Origin of the sequence: Pseudomonas sp. DVZ6, assembly GCF_024259445.1 — a bacterium.
GTDB lineage: Bacteria > Pseudomonadota > Gammaproteobacteria > Pseudomonadales > Pseudomonadaceae > Aquipseudomonas > Aquipseudomonas peradeniyensis.
On the sequence record NZ_JANCLM010000039.1, the window covers coordinates 25,110 to 40,111 of the forward strand.

General features: G+C 66.6%; 16 protein-coding genes. 7 read left to right on the forward strand and 9 right to left on the reverse strand.

Annotation, left to right across the window (positions count from 1 at the left end; translation table 11 throughout):
• Positions 1–84 precede the first annotated feature (84 nt).
• From NMG10_RS20765 to NMG10_RS20780, 4 genes are read right to left on the reverse strand one after another with little or no spacing between them, the layout of a single operon-like run.
• Positions 85–552 carry a DoxX family protein gene (locus NMG10_RS20765; protein ID WP_203652135.1) on the reverse strand — a complete coding sequence of 156 codons (468 nt, stop codon included), beginning with the start codon at positions 550–552 and terminating at the stop codon, positions 85–87.
• 10 nt (positions 553–562) lie between these two features.
• Positions 563–1,318, reverse strand: a complete 756-nt coding sequence (locus tag NMG10_RS20770; protein WP_232857495.1) for a DNA-binding domain-containing protein — start codon at positions 1,316–1,318, stop codon at positions 563–565.
• Positions 1,315–2,148, reverse strand: coding sequence for a DUF692 domain-containing protein (locus NMG10_RS20775; RefSeq protein WP_254465056.1), 834 nt, complete (start codon positions 2,146–2,148; stop codon positions 1,315–1,317). The genes NMG10_RS20770 and NMG10_RS20775 overlap by 4 nt, the downstream gene beginning before the upstream one ends.
• Positions 2,149–2,164: 16 nt before the next feature.
• Positions 2,165–2,440 (reverse strand): DUF2282 domain-containing protein, encoded by a 276-nt coding sequence (locus NMG10_RS20780; RefSeq protein WP_203652138.1) that lies wholly within the window; start codon positions 2,438–2,440, stop codon positions 2,165–2,167.
• A gap of 214 nt (positions 2,441–2,654) precedes the next feature.
• On the opposite strand from NMG10_RS20780, the gene NMG10_RS20785 reads away from it, so the two are divergent.
• From NMG10_RS20785 to NMG10_RS20800, 4 genes are all read left to right on the forward strand, one after another.
• Positions 2,655–3,242 (forward strand): sigma-70 family RNA polymerase sigma factor, encoded by a 588-nt coding sequence (locus tag NMG10_RS20785; RefSeq protein ID WP_110738064.1) that lies wholly within the window; start codon positions 2,655–2,657, stop codon positions 3,240–3,242.
• Entirely contained in the window at positions 3,229–3,870 is a 642-nt protein-coding gene (locus NMG10_RS20790; protein WP_203652140.1) for a DUF1109 domain-containing protein, read from the forward strand. Before NMG10_RS20785 ends, NMG10_RS20790 begins: the two co-directional genes overlap by 14 nt.
• 124 nt (positions 3,871–3,994) lie before the next feature.
• Positions 3,995–4,138 carry a hypothetical protein gene (locus NMG10_RS20795; protein WP_110738062.1) on the forward strand — a complete coding sequence of 48 codons (144 nt, stop codon included), beginning with the start codon at positions 3,995–3,997 and terminating at the stop codon, positions 4,136–4,138.
• A gap of 48 nt (positions 4,139–4,186) precedes the next feature.
• Positions 4,187–4,324 (forward strand): hypothetical protein, encoded by a 138-nt coding sequence (locus NMG10_RS20800; protein ID WP_232857492.1) that lies wholly within the window; start codon positions 4,187–4,189, stop codon positions 4,322–4,324.
• 171 nt (positions 4,325–4,495) lie between these two features.
• Here the strand turns inward: NMG10_RS20800 and NMG10_RS20805 are convergent, their stop codons facing one another.
• From NMG10_RS20805 to NMG10_RS20825, 5 genes are all read right to left on the reverse strand, one after another.
• Complete coding sequence (locus NMG10_RS20805) at positions 4,496–5,668, reverse strand: ATP-binding protein (RefSeq protein ID WP_244670982.1); 1,173 nt, start codon at positions 5,666–5,668, stop codon at positions 4,496–4,498.
• A 5-nt stretch (positions 5,669–5,673) separates the two neighbouring features.
• Positions 5,674–6,363 carry a response regulator transcription factor gene (locus NMG10_RS20810; RefSeq protein ID WP_203652142.1) on the reverse strand — a complete coding sequence of 230 codons (690 nt, stop codon included), beginning with the start codon at positions 6,361–6,363 and terminating at the stop codon, positions 5,674–5,676.
• Positions 6,360–6,854: a cysteine hydrolase family protein gene (locus NMG10_RS20815; protein WP_203652144.1), complete on the reverse strand. Its 495-nt coding sequence runs from the start codon at positions 6,852–6,854 to the stop codon at positions 6,360–6,362. Before NMG10_RS20815 ends, NMG10_RS20810 begins: the two co-directional genes overlap by 4 nt.
• A gap of 263 nt (positions 6,855–7,117) precedes the next feature.
• Positions 7,118–8,404: a Zn-dependent hydrolase gene (locus NMG10_RS20820; protein WP_254465057.1), complete on the reverse strand. Its 1,287-nt coding sequence runs from the start codon at positions 8,402–8,404 to the stop codon at positions 7,118–7,120.
• Between the two features lie 186 nt (positions 8,405–8,590).
• Positions 8,591–10,081 carry an NCS1 family nucleobase:cation symporter-1 gene (locus NMG10_RS20825; protein WP_254465058.1) on the reverse strand — a complete coding sequence of 497 codons (1,491 nt, stop codon included), beginning with the start codon at positions 10,079–10,081 and terminating at the stop codon, positions 8,591–8,593.
• 617 nt (positions 10,082–10,698) lie between these two features.
• Between NMG10_RS20825 and hydA the strand changes: the two genes are divergently transcribed.
• The 3 genes from hydA (at position 10,699) to preA (ending at position 14,896) form a co-directional block, all read left to right on the forward strand.
• Entirely contained in the window at positions 10,699–12,138 is a 1,440-nt protein-coding gene (hydA, locus tag NMG10_RS20830; protein WP_254465059.1) for a dihydropyrimidinase, read from the forward strand.
• A gap of 115 nt (positions 12,139–12,253) precedes the next feature.
• On the forward strand, positions 12,254–13,621 hold the full coding sequence (locus NMG10_RS20835; RefSeq protein WP_254465060.1) for an NAD(P)-dependent oxidoreductase: 1,368 nt from the start codon (positions 12,254–12,256) through the stop codon (positions 13,619–13,621).
• Positions 13,622–14,896, forward strand: a complete 1,275-nt coding sequence (gene preA, locus NMG10_RS20840) for an NAD-dependent dihydropyrimidine dehydrogenase subunit PreA (RefSeq protein ID WP_203652156.1) — start codon at positions 13,622–13,624, stop codon at positions 14,894–14,896. It abuts the gene before it with no gap.
• The last annotated feature ends 106 nt before the right edge of the window (positions 14,897–15,002 follow it).

Sequence of the window (15,002 nt, forward strand, 5' to 3'; positions counted from 1 at the left end):
TTTACCCGCGAAGGGCTGCAAAGCAGCCCCAATAAGTGCGATGAAGCGCAATCCCACAGGCATTAGCCTGGCAACCCTTTTTCTTTAGCGCAACCGCAGCACCCGGTCCAGGGACAGTGCCCCGCCGCCCCGGGCGATCAGCAGCAGGAGCAGGCCGGCCCAGGAAAGGTGGGTGGGCCAGGCATCCGGGTAGACGAAGATCTCGATCACCAGGGTCATGCCCAGCAGGGCCAGGGCCGACAGTCGGGTGAACAGGCCGAGCACCAGCAACAGCGGGAACAGGTGCTCGGCGTAAGTCGCCAGGTGCGCCGCCAGCCAGGGTGACACCAGTGGCAAGGCGTACTCGCTCTGGAACAGCTCGTAGGTGCCGGGGGTGATGCTCAGCAGGCCTTCGACCTTGGTCCGACCGGACAGAAAGAAGATCGAGGCGATGCCCAGGCGGGCGACCAGGCACAGGACACTGTCGCCGAGCAAGCGTTGCAGCTGTGCGGCGGCGCGGTTCCAGTAAAGGCGCAGGCCGTGGGGCGATGGGCTGGCGTGGCTGATGTCCATGGCGTTTTCCTCAGGTGAAGGCGAGCGGGCGCAAGGCCCGGGCATTCAGCAGCCCGCCAAGCAGGTCACTGAAGTCCAGGTCGGGTTGGGCGTGCAGGGCAAGCTGTGAGGCCTTGTCCAATGTGTAGCCGGCGGCACAGGCATCGAGGAAGGTGCATCCCCCCAGGCTCAACGGCTGGTGGACGACGCCTTCACGGGCGCCGCTGAGCAGGGCGCCCTCGGCCACCCAGGGCCGATCCTCGGGCCAGGCCCTGCCGTCGCGGCTGTGGTGCCAGAGGCTGTAGGCAGGATGCTGGTCGAACCAGTGCCAGCGTACGCCGGAGCGCGGGCTCAAGTGGCTGCGTTCGAGGTCCGAGGCGGTCATGCCGGCCAGGTCGGCCAATGTCAGCCAGGGCTCGTCGTCGGCGCCGAACGCTTCGCACCAGGCGAAGTCCAGCCGTGCGACGTCCGCCAGGTAGCAAAGCCCATGGACGGGCTGCAACGCCTCGAGAAATGCCGGAAACGCCGCGCCATAGCGGATCAGTCGCACATCACAGGGCGGCGATTGCCGGGCATATTCCGCGGTGGCGTCGTGCATCCATTGGCGCCCGACCAGGGTTTCGACGCTGGGAAAGTTGGCGCGCAGGGCCTCGACGCAACCGGCCAGCACCGTGTTGCGGTACACCGTGAACGCGGGCTGTGCTGTCAGTGCCGCCAGCTCAGGCGCGGGGCGCTGATAGACGGCGTCGATGAAGGCATTCTGGAACTGTCCGAGGCGCAGGTTCATGGCAAGGCTCCTGCCAGGTCGAGGGTGGCCTGGGCGAGGGCGCGTTCGGCGAGCAGTTCGTCAAACGCGGGGATGTTGCCGTCGCGTTCAATCAGGGTCGGACGCGGACCGATGCGGGCGATCAACTGCTGGTACAGCGACCACACCGGCGCGGCGATGGCGGCGTCGTGGGAATCGACCAGCAGTGCGCCCTGGGCGTCGTGACGGTGTCCGGCCAGGTGGATCTCGGTGATGGCCTGGGCAGGGAAACGGGCGAGGTAGTTGGCGGCATCGAAGCCGAGATTGTAGGCACTGACGTACACATTGTTGACGTCCAGCAACAGGCCGCAGCCGGTGCGTCGCACCAGCTCGGCGAGGAAGTCGATCTCATCCAGGTCATGGCCCTGCAGGTGCAGGTAGTGGCTGGGGTTCTCGATGGAGATGCGGCACCCCAAAGCGTCCTGGGTGCGCTGGATGTTGTCGGCAATGCGGGCCAGGGCCTCGTCGCTGCGGGGGAAGGGCAGCAGGTCCGGATGATACTGGCCGCGCCAGGTCGACCAGGCCAGGTGTTCCGACACCAGGCCCGGGTGTACCTGGTCGATCAGGGTACGCAGGCGCCGCAGGTGCGTGGCGTCAGGTTCGGCATCCGCCGCCAGTGACAGTGCCACGCCGTGCAGCGACAGCGGATGGCGCTCGGCCATCCGCGCCAGCCAGGCCAGGCGAGGGCCGCCGACCATGTAGTTTTCCGGATGGACTTCGAACCACAACCCTTCGGCGTGGCAGGCCCAGGCCTGGTCATAGTGCTCGGCCTTGAGGCCGAGCCCTGCGCCCATCGGCGTATTTCCGTTCATGGTCGATGGCCTGTGCTCAGGATTTGATCGGGGTCAGCGAACCCATGCCGTTGGGGGTCTTGATCGAGGTGCAGGTACCCGTCGGCACGTTTTTCCACTGCATGCCGTCGTAGTCTTTTTTCGCGCTGCCGGCGCAGGTGGTGCCGGCGCCGGCCTTGCAGTCGTTCTTGCCGGCCATGGCCACGCCGTAGCATTTCTCCATGGTGGCCGCCTTGGTGGTGTCGTCGGCCAGGGCTGCGCCTGCCAGCGAGGCAAGGGCGAGGGCGGCGGTGGCGAGGGCGAGGGTTTTCATGGTGTCGTCTCCAGAAGATGGGGCCGTGGCGATGTACCGGCGGCTCATGGAGTAGTTCGCGGCGATAGGCGAGGCGGTTACAGCGCTTGCAAAATATTTTTCGCCACCTGCGCCGGCCACCTAAGGTAAGGAAGCGGCGTCGGTGCTTGCGCAGGGCGTTGCGGCGATGGTTGGATAAAAAAGAAACCCACAGACGGTGTAACCCCGGCGGCCGATGCAACGAACTAACCCACAGGATGTGCTCAGTGCACGCGAATCACAGCTGCAGGCCCTGCTGTTGCTTGGTCTGGCCGGTGACGCCGGGGCCTATCGCGAATTCCTCGCGGCGCTGGCGGTGCACTTGCGTGGTTTTTTGCGTCGGCGCCTGGCGCAACGACCGGCCGAGGTCGAAGACTTGCTGCAGGAGGTGCTGCTGGCGGTGCACAATGCCCGCCACACCTACCAGGCGCAGCAACCGTTGACCGCCTGGGTGCAGGCGATCGCCCGCTACAAGCTGGCCGACCACTGGCGCGGCCAGGCCCGGCGCGAGGCGCGCCACGAGCCGCTGGAGGATGACAGCGAGTTGTTCGCCTGTGGCGAAGAAGAGCCGGCCCAGGCCAGCCGGGACCTGAACAAGCTGCTCGGGCAGTTGCCCGACCGCCAGCGCCTGCCCATCGTCCACGTCAAGCTGGAAGGGCTGTCGGTGGAGGAAACCGCGCGTATCACCGGGTTGTCCAGTTCGGCGGTGAAGGTGGGCATACACCGGGGGCTCAAGGCCCTGGGAAGGTTGATTCGAGGTAAAGACGACCATGAAGACCGATGAGTTGATCAGCCTTTTGGCGACCGCCGCAGAGCCGGTGGATCGTCACGTGCTGGCGCGCCGCCTGCTGCTGGCGCTGCTGGCCGGCATGCTGGGCGCATTGTTGATGACCGTGGCCATCTACGGCGTGCGCAGCGATCTGGCCGAGGTGGCGCGCACGCCGTTGTTCTGGGCCAAGCTGGCCTTGCCCACCAGCCTGGGCCTGCTGGCCCTGTGGCTGACCCAGCGCCTGGCCAGGCCAGGTGTGCGCGGCGGCGCGCTGTGGGGATTGCTCGGCCTGCCGCTGCTGCTGGTGTGGCTGGGGGCAGCCGTCAGCCTGGCCGGCGCGCCGGTGGAGGCCCGCGCCGACCTGATCTTCGGCCGCACCTGGCGCACCTGCGCGTTGAACATCGCCCTGCTCTCGGCACCCGTATTCGCCGCCGTGTTCTGGGCCCTGCGCGGCCTGGCGCCGACCCGGCTGCGCCAGGCAGGCGCCGCCGGCGGGTTGCTCGCCGGATCCACCGCGACCCTCGTGTACTGCCTGCACTGCCCGGAAATGACGGTGCCGTTCTGGGGGCTGTGGTACCTGCTGGGGATGTTGCTGCCGACCGTCGTCGGGGCGTTGGCAGGGCCTCGGCTGCTGCGTTGGTGATCGGGTGCGGTTTTGCAGCACTAGACATTGGTCTATTGGCGCATTTGCGGGGATGGTCTTTTCTGTTGCATGCCCGACGTTCGAGCGTATGGGCGCAATCGATGTTTCGACCAGGGAGGTCATCATGAATGGAAAATGGCTGGCAGCCGCGATGCTGCTGTGGATGTTCTCGCTGACGGCACAGGCCGACTGCGCGGTACTGGGGCCAGGGGAGGATCCGTGCGCAGGTCCGGTGCTGGGCCCCACGACCTGCGTGTGCGAGCCCTGATCGCCTGAGGGCGCAAGGAAGAATCAATCATTGACCAGGAGGTTATCCGTGAAGAAAGCCATGTTGGCTGTGCTGCTATCGTGGGGGCTCGTCGCCACGGCCCAGGCGTCGTGCCCGGTGTTTGGTCCAGGTAAGGATCCATGTGCCGGGCCGGTGTTCGGCCCAACCACCTGCCAGTGTCCCTGAAGCTCGATCAGGGCAGGAGCCGCGCTTGTGTTCCCCTGTAGGAGCGGCCTTGTGCCGCGAAAGGGCTGCGCGTAGCAGCCCCGGCGATTTTGCATGATGTAGAGATCCTGGGGCCGCTACGCGCCCCTTTCGCGGCACAAGGCCGCTCCTACAGGGCAACGTGTGAAGCCTTCAGGCTGTGGTGACCAGAGGCAATGTCACCTGCAGCGCCAGCCCGCCCTCGGCCCGGCGCTGCGCTGAAATGCGGCCGCCATGGGCCTCGCAGATCGCCTGGGCGATCGACAGGCCCAGGCCACCACCACCGCTGACCCGTGCCCGTGACTGTTCGGCGCGCCAGAAGCGCACGAACATGTTGCCCAGGTCCTTTTGCTCGACCGCTTGCCCACGATCAAGAAACTCCAGCAGCACGCAGCCTTTGGCCTGGCACACGGCGACGCTGAGCTCGCGGCCGTCGGAGGCATATTTCAGGGCATTCTCGATCAGGATGTTGATCAGCTGGCCAACCCGCGCCGGGTCGGCCTCGATCACCACGTCATCGGCCAGCGCCGTGTGCAATTGCATTCCGGCTGCCTCGAACTGCGGCGCGAACCAGGCCAGGCGCTCCTCGACCAGCCTGGCCGGGGAGAACAGGCTGATGTGCAGGGGCAGCTGCCCGGCATGGGCCAGGGACAGCAGGTGCAGGTCGCCCACCAGGGTATTGAGGTTGTACAGCTGGTTCTGCACCAGGCGCAGTTGCTCGGGGCACAGCGGGAACACCTCGTCGAGCATCCCCTGTACCCGGCCCAGCGCGGCATTGAGTGGGGTGCGCAGTTCATGGGCCAGGTTGGAGCTCGACTCGGCCACTTCGCTTTCGTACAGCGCCAGGCGCTCGACCAGCTTGTTGAAGTCGGTGCACAGGCGCTGCATTTCCTTGGGCTGGCGCGGGTGCTGGCTGACCCGCACGCTGAGGTCGCCCTCGGCCACCCGCCGTGCCCCTACGGCGATCTGGCGGAACTGCCGGGACAGCGGCCTGGACAGGTACAGGCCGACCATCAGGGTGAACGGGATGACTACGATGACAAAGCCGTACAGCACCAGCCAGTCGATGCTGTTGCCGGGGCCGGGGAGAAAGTCGTGGATGTCGTAGTAGGTCTGCAGCAACTGCCACAGCCGGGACTCGTTGCGCGGCACATCGGCCAGGCCGGCCAGCAGCGCGGCGCGGTCCTCGGGCCGCATCGACTGCAGCACCAGGTAGTCGCTGATCCAGAAGTACAGGTACATGCACACGGTGATGGTGATCACCGCGCCAACGGCGAGCAGGGTCATTCTCAGGCCGACCCACAGCCATAGCGGACGTTTGCTCATGGCGGTCAGCGGAACCGATAGCCAACGGAGCGCACGGTCACCAGCGCGCCGCTGACGCCCAGGGCTGCGAGCTTGCGCCGCAGGTTGAGCACGTGGGTGTCGATGATACGTACCAGCGCATCGCTCTCGGGCATGCACAATTCGAGCAGTTCCTCGCGGCTGAAGGCCTTGCTCGGAGTGCGCAGCAGCGCGGCGAGCAGGAGCAGTTCCGAGCGGGTCAGGTCGAGCACCTGCTCCTCGCCATCGCTGGCCCGCACCCCGGCCACGAAACGCTCGGCATCGACCCAGACGCCCAGGCATTCCAGGCGCTGGCGACTGTCGGCCGATGCGCCGTAGCGGCGCAGCACCGCGTGTACCCGGGCCACCACTTCCTTGGGGTTGCAGGGCTTGACCACGTAGTCGTCGGCGCCGTAGCGCAGGGCGCCGATCTTGTCCGGCTCGTCGCCGATGGCGGTGACCATGATCACCGGGGTGTCGGCGCCGCGGCGGATCTCGGTCAGCAGCTCCGGCCCTGACATTTTTGGCAGCATCATGTCCAGCAGCACGATCGCTGGCGTGCGCTGGCGGAACAGGGCCAGCCCGCGGGCGCCGTCCTCGGCGATGTCCACCTCGAAGCCATCGCGCTTCAGGTAGGCTTCCAGAATGCTTGCACTATCGGCGTCGTCCTCGACGATCAATACGCGCTTGGCGCTCATGGGTTGCCTCGTGGGTCGCGCAGCCCGGACAGCACCTCGGCGGCGGTAGTGACGTGGCCGAAGTGGTGTTTCCACAGGTCGATGCCCAGCTGCCCGGAGCGGTCCAGCGAAGAGCCCATGGTCAGGTCGGTAACCAGCGTTGGCGTCAGGCCCGCATCGAACAGGGCGAAGCCGGCGGCCAGCACGCAGGTTTCGGTTTGCAACCCGCAGACCAGCACCCGCTCGACGCCGAGGCGCTTGATGTAGTCGAGGGTCTCGGTGGTCTGGCCGTAGCCATGCTTGACGAACACCTTGTCCGCCTCGACCAGGGCCACATCTTCAGCAGCCGGGTGCCAGCCGAGCTGGCGCTGGAACGGGGTCACCTGCTCGTCGTGCAGCTCGATCGAGGCGATGGTGGGGATGTGCGCCGACAGCACGCGGATGCCATCCACCAGTTTCTCGGAGGGGCTGAAGGTGGATTGCACATCGACGATGAGCAGGACTTGCTGCATGGCGGATTCCCGGGCGCGGTTCGAAGGTGGGCGAGTATACCGCCGCGCGCGGGAATTTTGCGCCAAGGGGCCGACACCGGGCTAAGCCAAGGCTCACGGACGGTGAATGTGTAACGTGGGAGCGGGCCTGTCGGAACGCCGCACCGCCCGGAACACCGGCACCGCCCGTGCCATGCATCGCGTCGCCTGCATTCCGGGCGGTGCGGCGTTCCGACAAGCCCGTTCCCACGCAGCCCTCTCACCGCAAGGGCTCATACAAGCTGCTAGGCCGCCAACCGCCCGCTGGCAATCGCCTCCGATGCCGCCAGCATCGCCCGCAGCAGCACCGCGCAACCGGCCGCGAGGTCCTCGGGGGCGGCGTTCTCGATTTCGTTGTGGCTGATGCCGCCCTCGCAGGGCACGAAGATCATCCCGGCCGGGCCCAGCTCGGCGAGGAAGATCGCGTCGTGCCCGGCGCCGCTGACGATGTCCATGTGCGCCAGGCCCAGGTTGCGCGCAGAGTTGCGCACCGCCTCGACACAGCCCTTGTCGAAGTACAAGGCGGGGAAGTCGGCGGTGGGCACCAGCTCGTAGCTCAGCCCGTGTTTCGCGGTGGTGGCCTCGATCACCTGGCGCACCTCGGCGATCATCGCGTCCAGTTGCTCGCCTTCGAGGTGACGGAAGTCCAGGGTCATGCGCACTTCGCCGGGGATCACATTGCGCGAGCCAGGGTAGGCCTGCAGGCAGCCGACCGTACCGCAGGCATGGGGTTGGTGGGCGAGGGCGGTGCGGTTGACCGCCTCGACCACGGCGGCGGCGCCGACCAGAGCGTCCTTGCGCAGGTGCATGGGGGTTGGGCCGGCGTGGGCCTCGACACCGCGCAGGGTCAGGTCGAACCACTTCTGGCCGAGGGCGCCGAGCACCACGCCGATGGTCTTGCGCTGGTCCTCGAGGATCGGGCCCTGTTCGATGTGCGCCTCGAAGTAAGCGCCCACCGGGTGGCCGGTCACGACGCGGCTGCCGGCATAACCGATGGCGTTCAGCGCCTCGCCGACGCTCACGCCCTGGGCGTCGCGCTTGGCCAGGGTCTGTTCGAGGGTGAACTTGCTGGCGAACACCCCCGAGCCCATCATGCACGGGGCGAAGCGCGAGCCTTCCTCGTTGGTCCACACCACCACCTCCAGCGGTGCCTCGGTCTCCACGCCCAGGTCGTTGAGGGTGCGGATCACCTCCAGCCCGGCCATCACACCGAAGCAACCGTCGAACTTGCCACCGGTGGGCTGGGTGTCGATATGGCTGCCGGTCATCACCGGTGGCAGCTTGGGATTGCGGCCTGGGCGGCGGGCGAATATGTTGCCGACCGCATCGATGCTCACCGTGCAGCCGGCCGCCTCGCACCACTGCACGAACAGGTCGCGGGCCTGGCGGTCGAGGTCGGTCAGCGCCAGGCGGCAGACGCCGCCCTTGGCCGTGGCGCCGAGGCAGGCGAGGTCCATCAGTGACTGCCACAGGCGGGCGCTGCTGACATGCTGTTCGGTGGACTGCAGGACTTCCTTGGCGGGAGTGGTCATGGGTGCCTCCTCAGGTTGTTTTATTCTTCGGCCCTGTTCGCCGGCAAGTCGGCTCTCATGGCGCTGCACATCACTTATCGATTTAGCAGGGGCCTGTGGGAGCGGCTTTAGCCGCGAACACCGGCCAAGCCGGTGCCATCCACTGCGTCGCTTGCTTCGCGGCTGAAGCCGCTCCCACAGGGAGCATCACGGCAACGGCTTGGCCAGCCGCGCCGGCCCGCGCACCGCGAGGCCGCCGAGTGCGTAGTAGAGCCCGCCACCCAGCAGCGAACCGGTGAACCAGCCATAGTCGTAGAACCAGCTGAAACTGCTGTTGCCGATGGCCATCACGGTCAGCGCCACCGGCACGCCGAAGGCGACGAACCCGGCCCAGTTCCAGGCCGGGTACACGTCGTCGCGGTACAGCCCGGCCAGGTCCAGCTGTTGGCGGCGCACCAGGAAGTAGTCCACCACCATGATCCCGGCGATCGGCCCGAGCAGGCTGGAGTAGCCCAGCAGCCAGTTGGAGTAGACGCTCTCCAGGCTCAGGTCGGAGACGATCCAGCCAAGCTTCTTGAGCAGCTCGTGACCCATCAGCGCCAGGCCGATGAAGCCGGTCAGCCAGACCGCGCGGCTGCGCCCGATCAGGCGTGGGGCGATGTTCTGGAAGTCGTTGGTGGGCGAGACGATGTTGGCCGCGGTGTTGGTCGACAGCGTGGCGATGATGATCAGCGCCATGGCCAGGGCCACCCAGCCGGGGCTCTGGATATGGCCGATCAGGCTCACCGGGTCGGACACTGTCTTGCCTACCAGCGAGGCGGAGGCGGCAGTCATGATCACGCCCAGCGAAGCGAACAGGAACATGGTCAGGGGCAGGCCGAAGATCTGTCCAAGAATCTGGTCCTTCTGGCTTTTCGCGTAACGGCTGAAATCGGGGATGTTCAGTGACAGCGTGGCCCAGAAGCCGACCATGGCGGTAAGCCCGGCGCAGAAGTAGCCGACCACGCTGGCGCCCTCGGGGCGCTTGGGTGGCTGCGCCAGCAGCTCGCTCATCGACATGTGCGGCAGCGCCCAGAACAGCAGGCCGACACCCACCGCCACCAGCAGCGGCGCCGACAGCGTCTCCAGCCACTTGATCGATTCGGCGCCGCGCAGCACCACCCACAGGTTCAGCGACCAGAACAGCATGAAGCCGATCACCTCACCGGTGCCGCCCAGGGCCTTCCACTCGGCGAACAGCGAACCGAGGAACAGGTGGATGGCCAGCCCGCCGAACATCGTCTGGATACCGAACCAGCCGCAGGCCACCACGGCGCGGATCAGGCACGGTACGTTGGAGCCGAAGACGCCGAACGAGGCGCGCAGCAGCACCGGGAACGGGATGCCGTACTTGGTGCCGGGGAAGGCGTTGAGGGTCAGCGGAATCAGCACGATGAGGTTGGCCAGCAGGATCGCCAGCAGCGCCTCGCCCACGCTCAGGCCGAAGTAGGCGGTGAGCACGCCGCCGAGGGTGTAGGTGGGCACGCAGATGGACATGCCCACCCACAGCGCGGTGATGTGCCACTTGTTCCAGGTGCGCTGGTGCACCTTGGTCGGGGCGATGTCGTGGTTGTAGCGGGGGCTGTCGAGGACGTCGCTGCCGGCGTCGAGCTCGAACAGGCCATGCTGCTCGACCACTTGCGATCTGCTCTGTTGCATGGGGTTCTCCAGGTCTTTTTTCTTGTAGTTGTCGCTCATCGGGCTGACGCGATGGCCGGAGTACACACACCACCAGTACTGCACCTGCGGCCCGGCCAGGCGGTTGTGGCCTGCGTTTTCAACAAACGTGCCGGGAAAGCCCGCGCCTTCCCGACGGCCGCCGCCAACCGGAGGTAACTCACTGTCTTGCAAAGGCATTCTTCAGCGCGACGACGAGGGCGGGGTGGGCACCCTGGTACGCCGTCTGTCTGGCCGGTCCATCACCCGCGTGGTTCAAACGGGTGCAACCTGGGAAACCACCGGCGCGGCCTGCGCCATCCAGCCAGGAAACAAACAGCTGATTTTGCATAGGAAATCTTGACCAATTTGGCTTCCTGTCAAGTGCGTCAAAATGGTGAAGGGGTGTCACATTTTGGTGATTTTGATAAATTATTGTTAATAATCAATAAGATACAAAATAAGATATTTGCATATATTTTTTCTTGATCAATATCCGATCAGATACTAGCCTCGATTCTTGTCAGGCCTGACAGGATTGAACGAATCGCCTCCAGCGCCCGGCCCGAAACAATTCCAAGAACCGGCCAGAAGACCGGTCAGCCTGCGAGGAAAACGGCATGTCCCTGTTGATCCGTGGCGCCACCGTGGTTACCCATGAAGAGAGCTACCGTGCAGATGTCCTGTGTGTCGATGGCCTGATCCGCGCCATCGGCAGCCACCTCGAAACCCCCACCGATTGCGAAGTCCTCGACGGTTCTGGCCAGTACCTGATGCCCGGTGGCATCGATCCGCATACCCACATGCAACTGCCGTTCATGGGCACGGTGGCCAGCGAGGACTTCTTCAGCGGCACCGCCGCAGGCTTGGCCGGGGGCACCACCTCGATCATCGACTTCGTCATCCCCAACCCGCAGCAATCGCTGCTCGAGGCGTTCCACACCTGGCGCGGCTGGGCGCAGAAGAGCGCCAGCGACTACGGCTTCCACGTCGCCATCACCTGGTGGAGCGAGCAGGTGGCCGAGGAGATGGGCGAGCTGGTGGCCAAGCATGGGGTGAACAGCTTCAAGCACTTCATGGCCTACAAGAACGCGATCATGGCCGCCGACGACACCCTGGTGGCCAGCTTCGAACGCTGCCTGCAACTGGGCGCGGTGCCGACGGTGCACGCCGAGAACGGCGAGCTGGTCTATCACCTGCAGAAGAAACTGCTGGCCCAGGGCCTGACCGGGCCCGAGGCGCATCCGCTGTCGCGCCCGTCGCAGGTGGAGGGCGAGGCCGCCAGCCGCGCCATTCGCATCGCCGAGACCCTCGGCACGCCGCTGTACCTGGTGCATGTCTCCAGCCGCGAGGCGCTGGACGAGATCACCTATGCCCGGGCCAAGGGCCAGCCGGTGTACGGCGAGGTGCTGCCGGGCCACCTGCTGCTGGACGACAGCGTCTACCGCGACCCGGACTGGGCCACCGCCGCCGGCTACGTGATGAGCCCGCCGTTCCGCCCGCGCGAGCACCAGGACGCACTGTGGGGGGGCCTGCAGTCGGGCAACCTGCACACCACGGCCACCGACCACTGCTGCTTCTGCGCAGAGCAGAAGGCCATGGGCCGCGACGACTTCAGCCGCATTCCCAACGGCACCGCCGGCATCGAGGACCGCATGGCGGTGCTGTGGGATGCCGGGGTGAACAGCGGGCGCCTGTCGATCCACGAGTTCGTCGCGCTGACCTCCACCAATACCGCGAAGATCTTCAACCTGTACCCGCGCAAGGGCGCCATCCGCGTCGGTGCCGACGCCGACCTGGTGCTGTGGGATCCGCAGGGCACGCGCACGATCAGCGCCCAGACCCATCACCAGCGGGTCGACTTCAACATCTTCGAAGGCCGCACCGTGCGCGGCATCCCCAGCCACACCATCAGCCAGGGCAGGGTGCTCTGGGCCGATGGCGACCTGCGTGCCGAGCCGGGCGCGGGGCGCTACGTGGAGCGGCCGGCGTATCCGTCGGTGTACGAGGTGCTGGAGCGCCGGGCCGAGCACCAAAAACCGACCCCCGTTTCGCGCTGATGCCCTGATCTGCGTGGGAGCGGGCTTGTCCCGCGATGACCATGGCCGCCATCGCGGGGCAAGCCCGCTCCCACGTTGAGCCATGCCTGCACCTATAAAAAAGAGGCTACTCACCGTGATCGATGCCCTGAACCACTTGCCGCGCCCCCGGGCCGGCGCCGACCAGCTGGCCGAGGCCTTCAGCGACCTCGCGCCCCCGCTCACCGCCCGTCAGGCCGCCGTCGAAAGCGCGCGCTGCCTGTACTGCTACGACGCGCCCTGCGTCAATGCGTGCCCCAGCGAAATCGACATCCCCTCGTTCATCCACCGCATCAGTGACGAGAACCTGCAGGGCGCCGCCGAGCGCATCCTCTCGGCCAACATCCTCGGCGGCAGCTGCGCCCGGGTGTGCCCGACCGAGATCCTCTGCCAGCAGGCCTGCGTGCGCAACAACGCCCAGGAATGCGCGCCGGTGCTGATCGGCCAGCTGCAGCGCTACGCCCTGGACCACGCCGGCTTCACCGAGCATCCGTTCCAGCGCTCGCCGGCCAGCGGCAAGCGTATCGCCGTGGTCGGCGCCGGCCCCGCCGGGCTGTCTTGCGCGCACCGCCTGGCCATGCACGGCCATGACGTGGTGATCTTCGAGGCGCGGGAGAAAGCCGGTGGCCTCAACGAATACGGCATCGCCCGCTACAAGCTGGTGGACGACTACGCCCAGCGCGAAGTGGAATTCCTGCTGGGTATCGGCGGTATCGAGATCCGCCATGGCCAGCGCCTGGGCGCCAACCTGTCGCTGGGCGAGCTGCATGCCCAGTACGACGCGGTGTTCCTCGGCCTGGGCCTGGCTGCCGTGCGCCAGCTGGGCCTGGCGGACGAAGACGCGCCAGGCCTGCTCGCCGCCACCGAGTACATCCGCGAGCTGCGCCAGGCCGACGACCTCACCCAGCTGCCGCTGGCCGACCGCTGCTTGGTGCTAGGCGCCGGCAACACCGCCATCGACATGGCCGTGCAGATGAGTTGCCTGGGCGCCCGCGACGTCAACCTGGTCTACCGCCGTGGCGTGTCCGACATGGGCGCCACCGACCATGAGCAGGAGATTGCCAAGCACAACCAGGTGCGTCTGCACACCTGGGCCCGGCCCGATGCCGTGCTGCTGGATGATACCGGGCGTGTGCGCGGCATGCGCTTCGCACACACGCAACTGATCGACGGACGCCTGGGCGATACCGGCGAGACCTTCGAGCTGGCCGCCGACGCGATCTTCAAGGCCATCGGCCAACGCTTCGACGACGCAAGCCTGGCTGACCCGCTGGCGGCGCAACTGGCCCGCGACGGCGAGCGCATCCAGGTGGACGCGCATATGCAGACCTCGGTCCCCGGCATCTACGCCGGCGGCGACTGCACCGCGCTGGGCCAGGACCTCACCGTCCAGGCCGTGCAACATGGCAAGCTGGCCGCCGAAGCCATTCATGCCCAACTCATGCTCAACGTGGAGGCTGCGTAAATGGCCGACCTGTCCATCGAATTCGCCGGCATCAAGGCACCCAATCCGTTCTGGCTGGCCTCCGCGCCACCCACCGACAAAGCCTACAACGTGGTCCGCGCCTTCGAGGCCGGGTGGGGCGGGGTGGTGTGGAAGACCCTGGGCGAGGATCCGGCGGCGGTCAACGTGTCGTCGCGCTACTCGGCGCACTTCGGCGCCAACCGCCAGGTGCAGGGCATCAACAACATCGAGCTGATCACCGACCGCTCGCTGGAGATCAACCTGCGCGAGATCACCCAGGTGAAGAAGGACTGGCCCGATCGCGCACTGATCGTGTCGCTGATGGTGCCGTGTATCGAAGAATCCTGGAAGTTCATCCTGCCGCTGGTGGAAGCCACCGGCGCCGACGGCATCGAGCTCAATTTTGGCTGCCCCCACGGCATGCCCGAGCGCGGCATGGGCGCGGCCGTCGGCCAGGTGCCGGAGTACGTGGAGATGGTCACCCGCTGGTGCAAGACCCACTGCGCGCTGCCGGTGATCGTCAAGCTCACCCCCAACATCACCGACATCCGCCAGTCGGCGCGCGCCGCGCACCGGGGCGGGGCGGATGCGGTGTCATTGATCAACACCATCAACTCGATCACCAGCGTCGACCTCGACCGCATGGTCGCCCACCCCATCGTCGGCGACCAGAGCACCCATGGCGGCTATTGCGGTTCGGCGGTCAAGCCGATTGCCCTGAACATGGTCGCGGAAATCGCCCGTGACCCGGAGACCCATGGGCTGCCGATCTGCGGCATCGGCGGCATCGGCACCTGGCGCGACGCCGCCGAGTTCATCGCCCTGGGCAGTGGCGCGGTGCAGGTATGCACGGCGGCGATGCTGCACGGCTTTCGCATCGTCGACGACATGAAGGACGGCCTGGCGCGCTGGATGGACCAGCACGGCCACCGCAACCTCGAGGCGTTTCGCGGCCAGGCCGTGGGGCACACCACCGACTGGAAGTACCTGGACATCAACTACCAGTCGGTGGCGCACATCGACCAGGACGCCTGCATCGGCTGCGGGCGCTGCCACATCGCCTGCGAGGACACCTCCCACCAGGCCATCGCCAGCACCCTCAAGGCCGACGGCACCCACGCCTACAGCGTGATCGAGGCCGAGTGCGTCGGCTGCAACCTGTGCCAGATCACCTGCCCGGTGGAGGGCTGCATCGACATGCAGGCGCAGGACACCGGCAAGCCGTACATGAACTGGACGCAGGATCCCCGTAATCCCTATCGCGAGGCGGGTTGAGGTCGGCGCAAGGCAGACCTCATGCAGTTCTCTCATGGGAGCGGGCTTGCCCCGCGATAGCGTTGGACGCAGGTCGAACGCTATCGCGGGGCAAGCCCGCTCCCAC

What these genes read in the sequence shown, in the direction of transcription:
- NMG10_RS20790 (WP_203652140.1), top strand. Translation starts at nt 3,229, where the DNA reads ATGAAGACCGATGAGTTGATCAGCCTTTTGGCGACCGCCGCAGAGCCG.
- NMG10_RS20785 (WP_110738064.1), top strand. Translation starts at nt 2,655, where the DNA reads ATGCAACGAACTAACCCACAGGATGTGCTCAGTGCACGCGAATCACAG.
- NMG10_RS20805 (WP_244670982.1), bottom strand. Translation starts at nt 5,668, where the DNA reads ATGAGCAAACGTCCGCTATGGCTGTGGGTCGGCCTGAGAATGACCCTG.
- NMG10_RS20810 (WP_203652142.1), bottom strand. Translation starts at nt 6,363, where the DNA reads ATGAGCGCCAAGCGCGTATTGATCGTCGAGGACGACGCCGATAGTGCA.
- NMG10_RS20820 (WP_254465057.1), bottom strand. Translation starts at nt 8,404, where the DNA reads ATGACCACTCCCGCCAAGGAAGTCCTGCAGTCCACCGAACAGCATGTC.
- NMG10_RS20775 (WP_254465056.1), bottom strand. Translation starts at nt 2,148, where the DNA reads ATGAACGGAAATACGCCGATGGGCGCAGGGCTCGGCCTCAAGGCCGAG.
- hydA (WP_254465059.1), top strand. Translation starts at nt 10,699, where the DNA reads ATGTCCCTGTTGATCCGTGGCGCCACCGTGGTTACCCATGAAGAGAGC.
- NMG10_RS20770 (WP_232857495.1), bottom strand. Translation starts at nt 1,318, where the DNA reads ATGAACCTGCGCCTCGGACAGTTCCAGAATGCCTTCATCGACGCCGTC.
- preA (WP_203652156.1), top strand. Translation starts at nt 13,622, where the DNA reads ATGGCCGACCTGTCCATCGAATTCGCCGGCATCAAGGCACCCAATCCG.
- NMG10_RS20795 (WP_110738062.1), top strand. Translation starts at nt 3,995, where the DNA reads ATGAATGGAAAATGGCTGGCAGCCGCGATGCTGCTGTGGATGTTCTCG.
- NMG10_RS20780 (WP_203652138.1), bottom strand. Translation starts at nt 2,440, where the DNA reads ATGAAAACCCTCGCCCTCGCCACCGCCGCCCTCGCCCTTGCCTCGCTG.
- NMG10_RS20765 (WP_203652135.1), bottom strand. Translation starts at nt 552, where the DNA reads ATGGACATCAGCCACGCCAGCCCATCGCCCCACGGCCTGCGCCTTTAC.
- NMG10_RS20825 (WP_254465058.1), bottom strand. Translation starts at nt 10,081, where the DNA reads ATGCAACAGAGCAGATCGCAAGTGGTCGAGCAGCATGGCCTGTTCGAG.
- NMG10_RS20815 (WP_203652144.1), bottom strand. Translation starts at nt 6,854, where the DNA reads ATGCAGCAAGTCCTGCTCATCGTCGATGTGCAATCCACCTTCAGCCCC.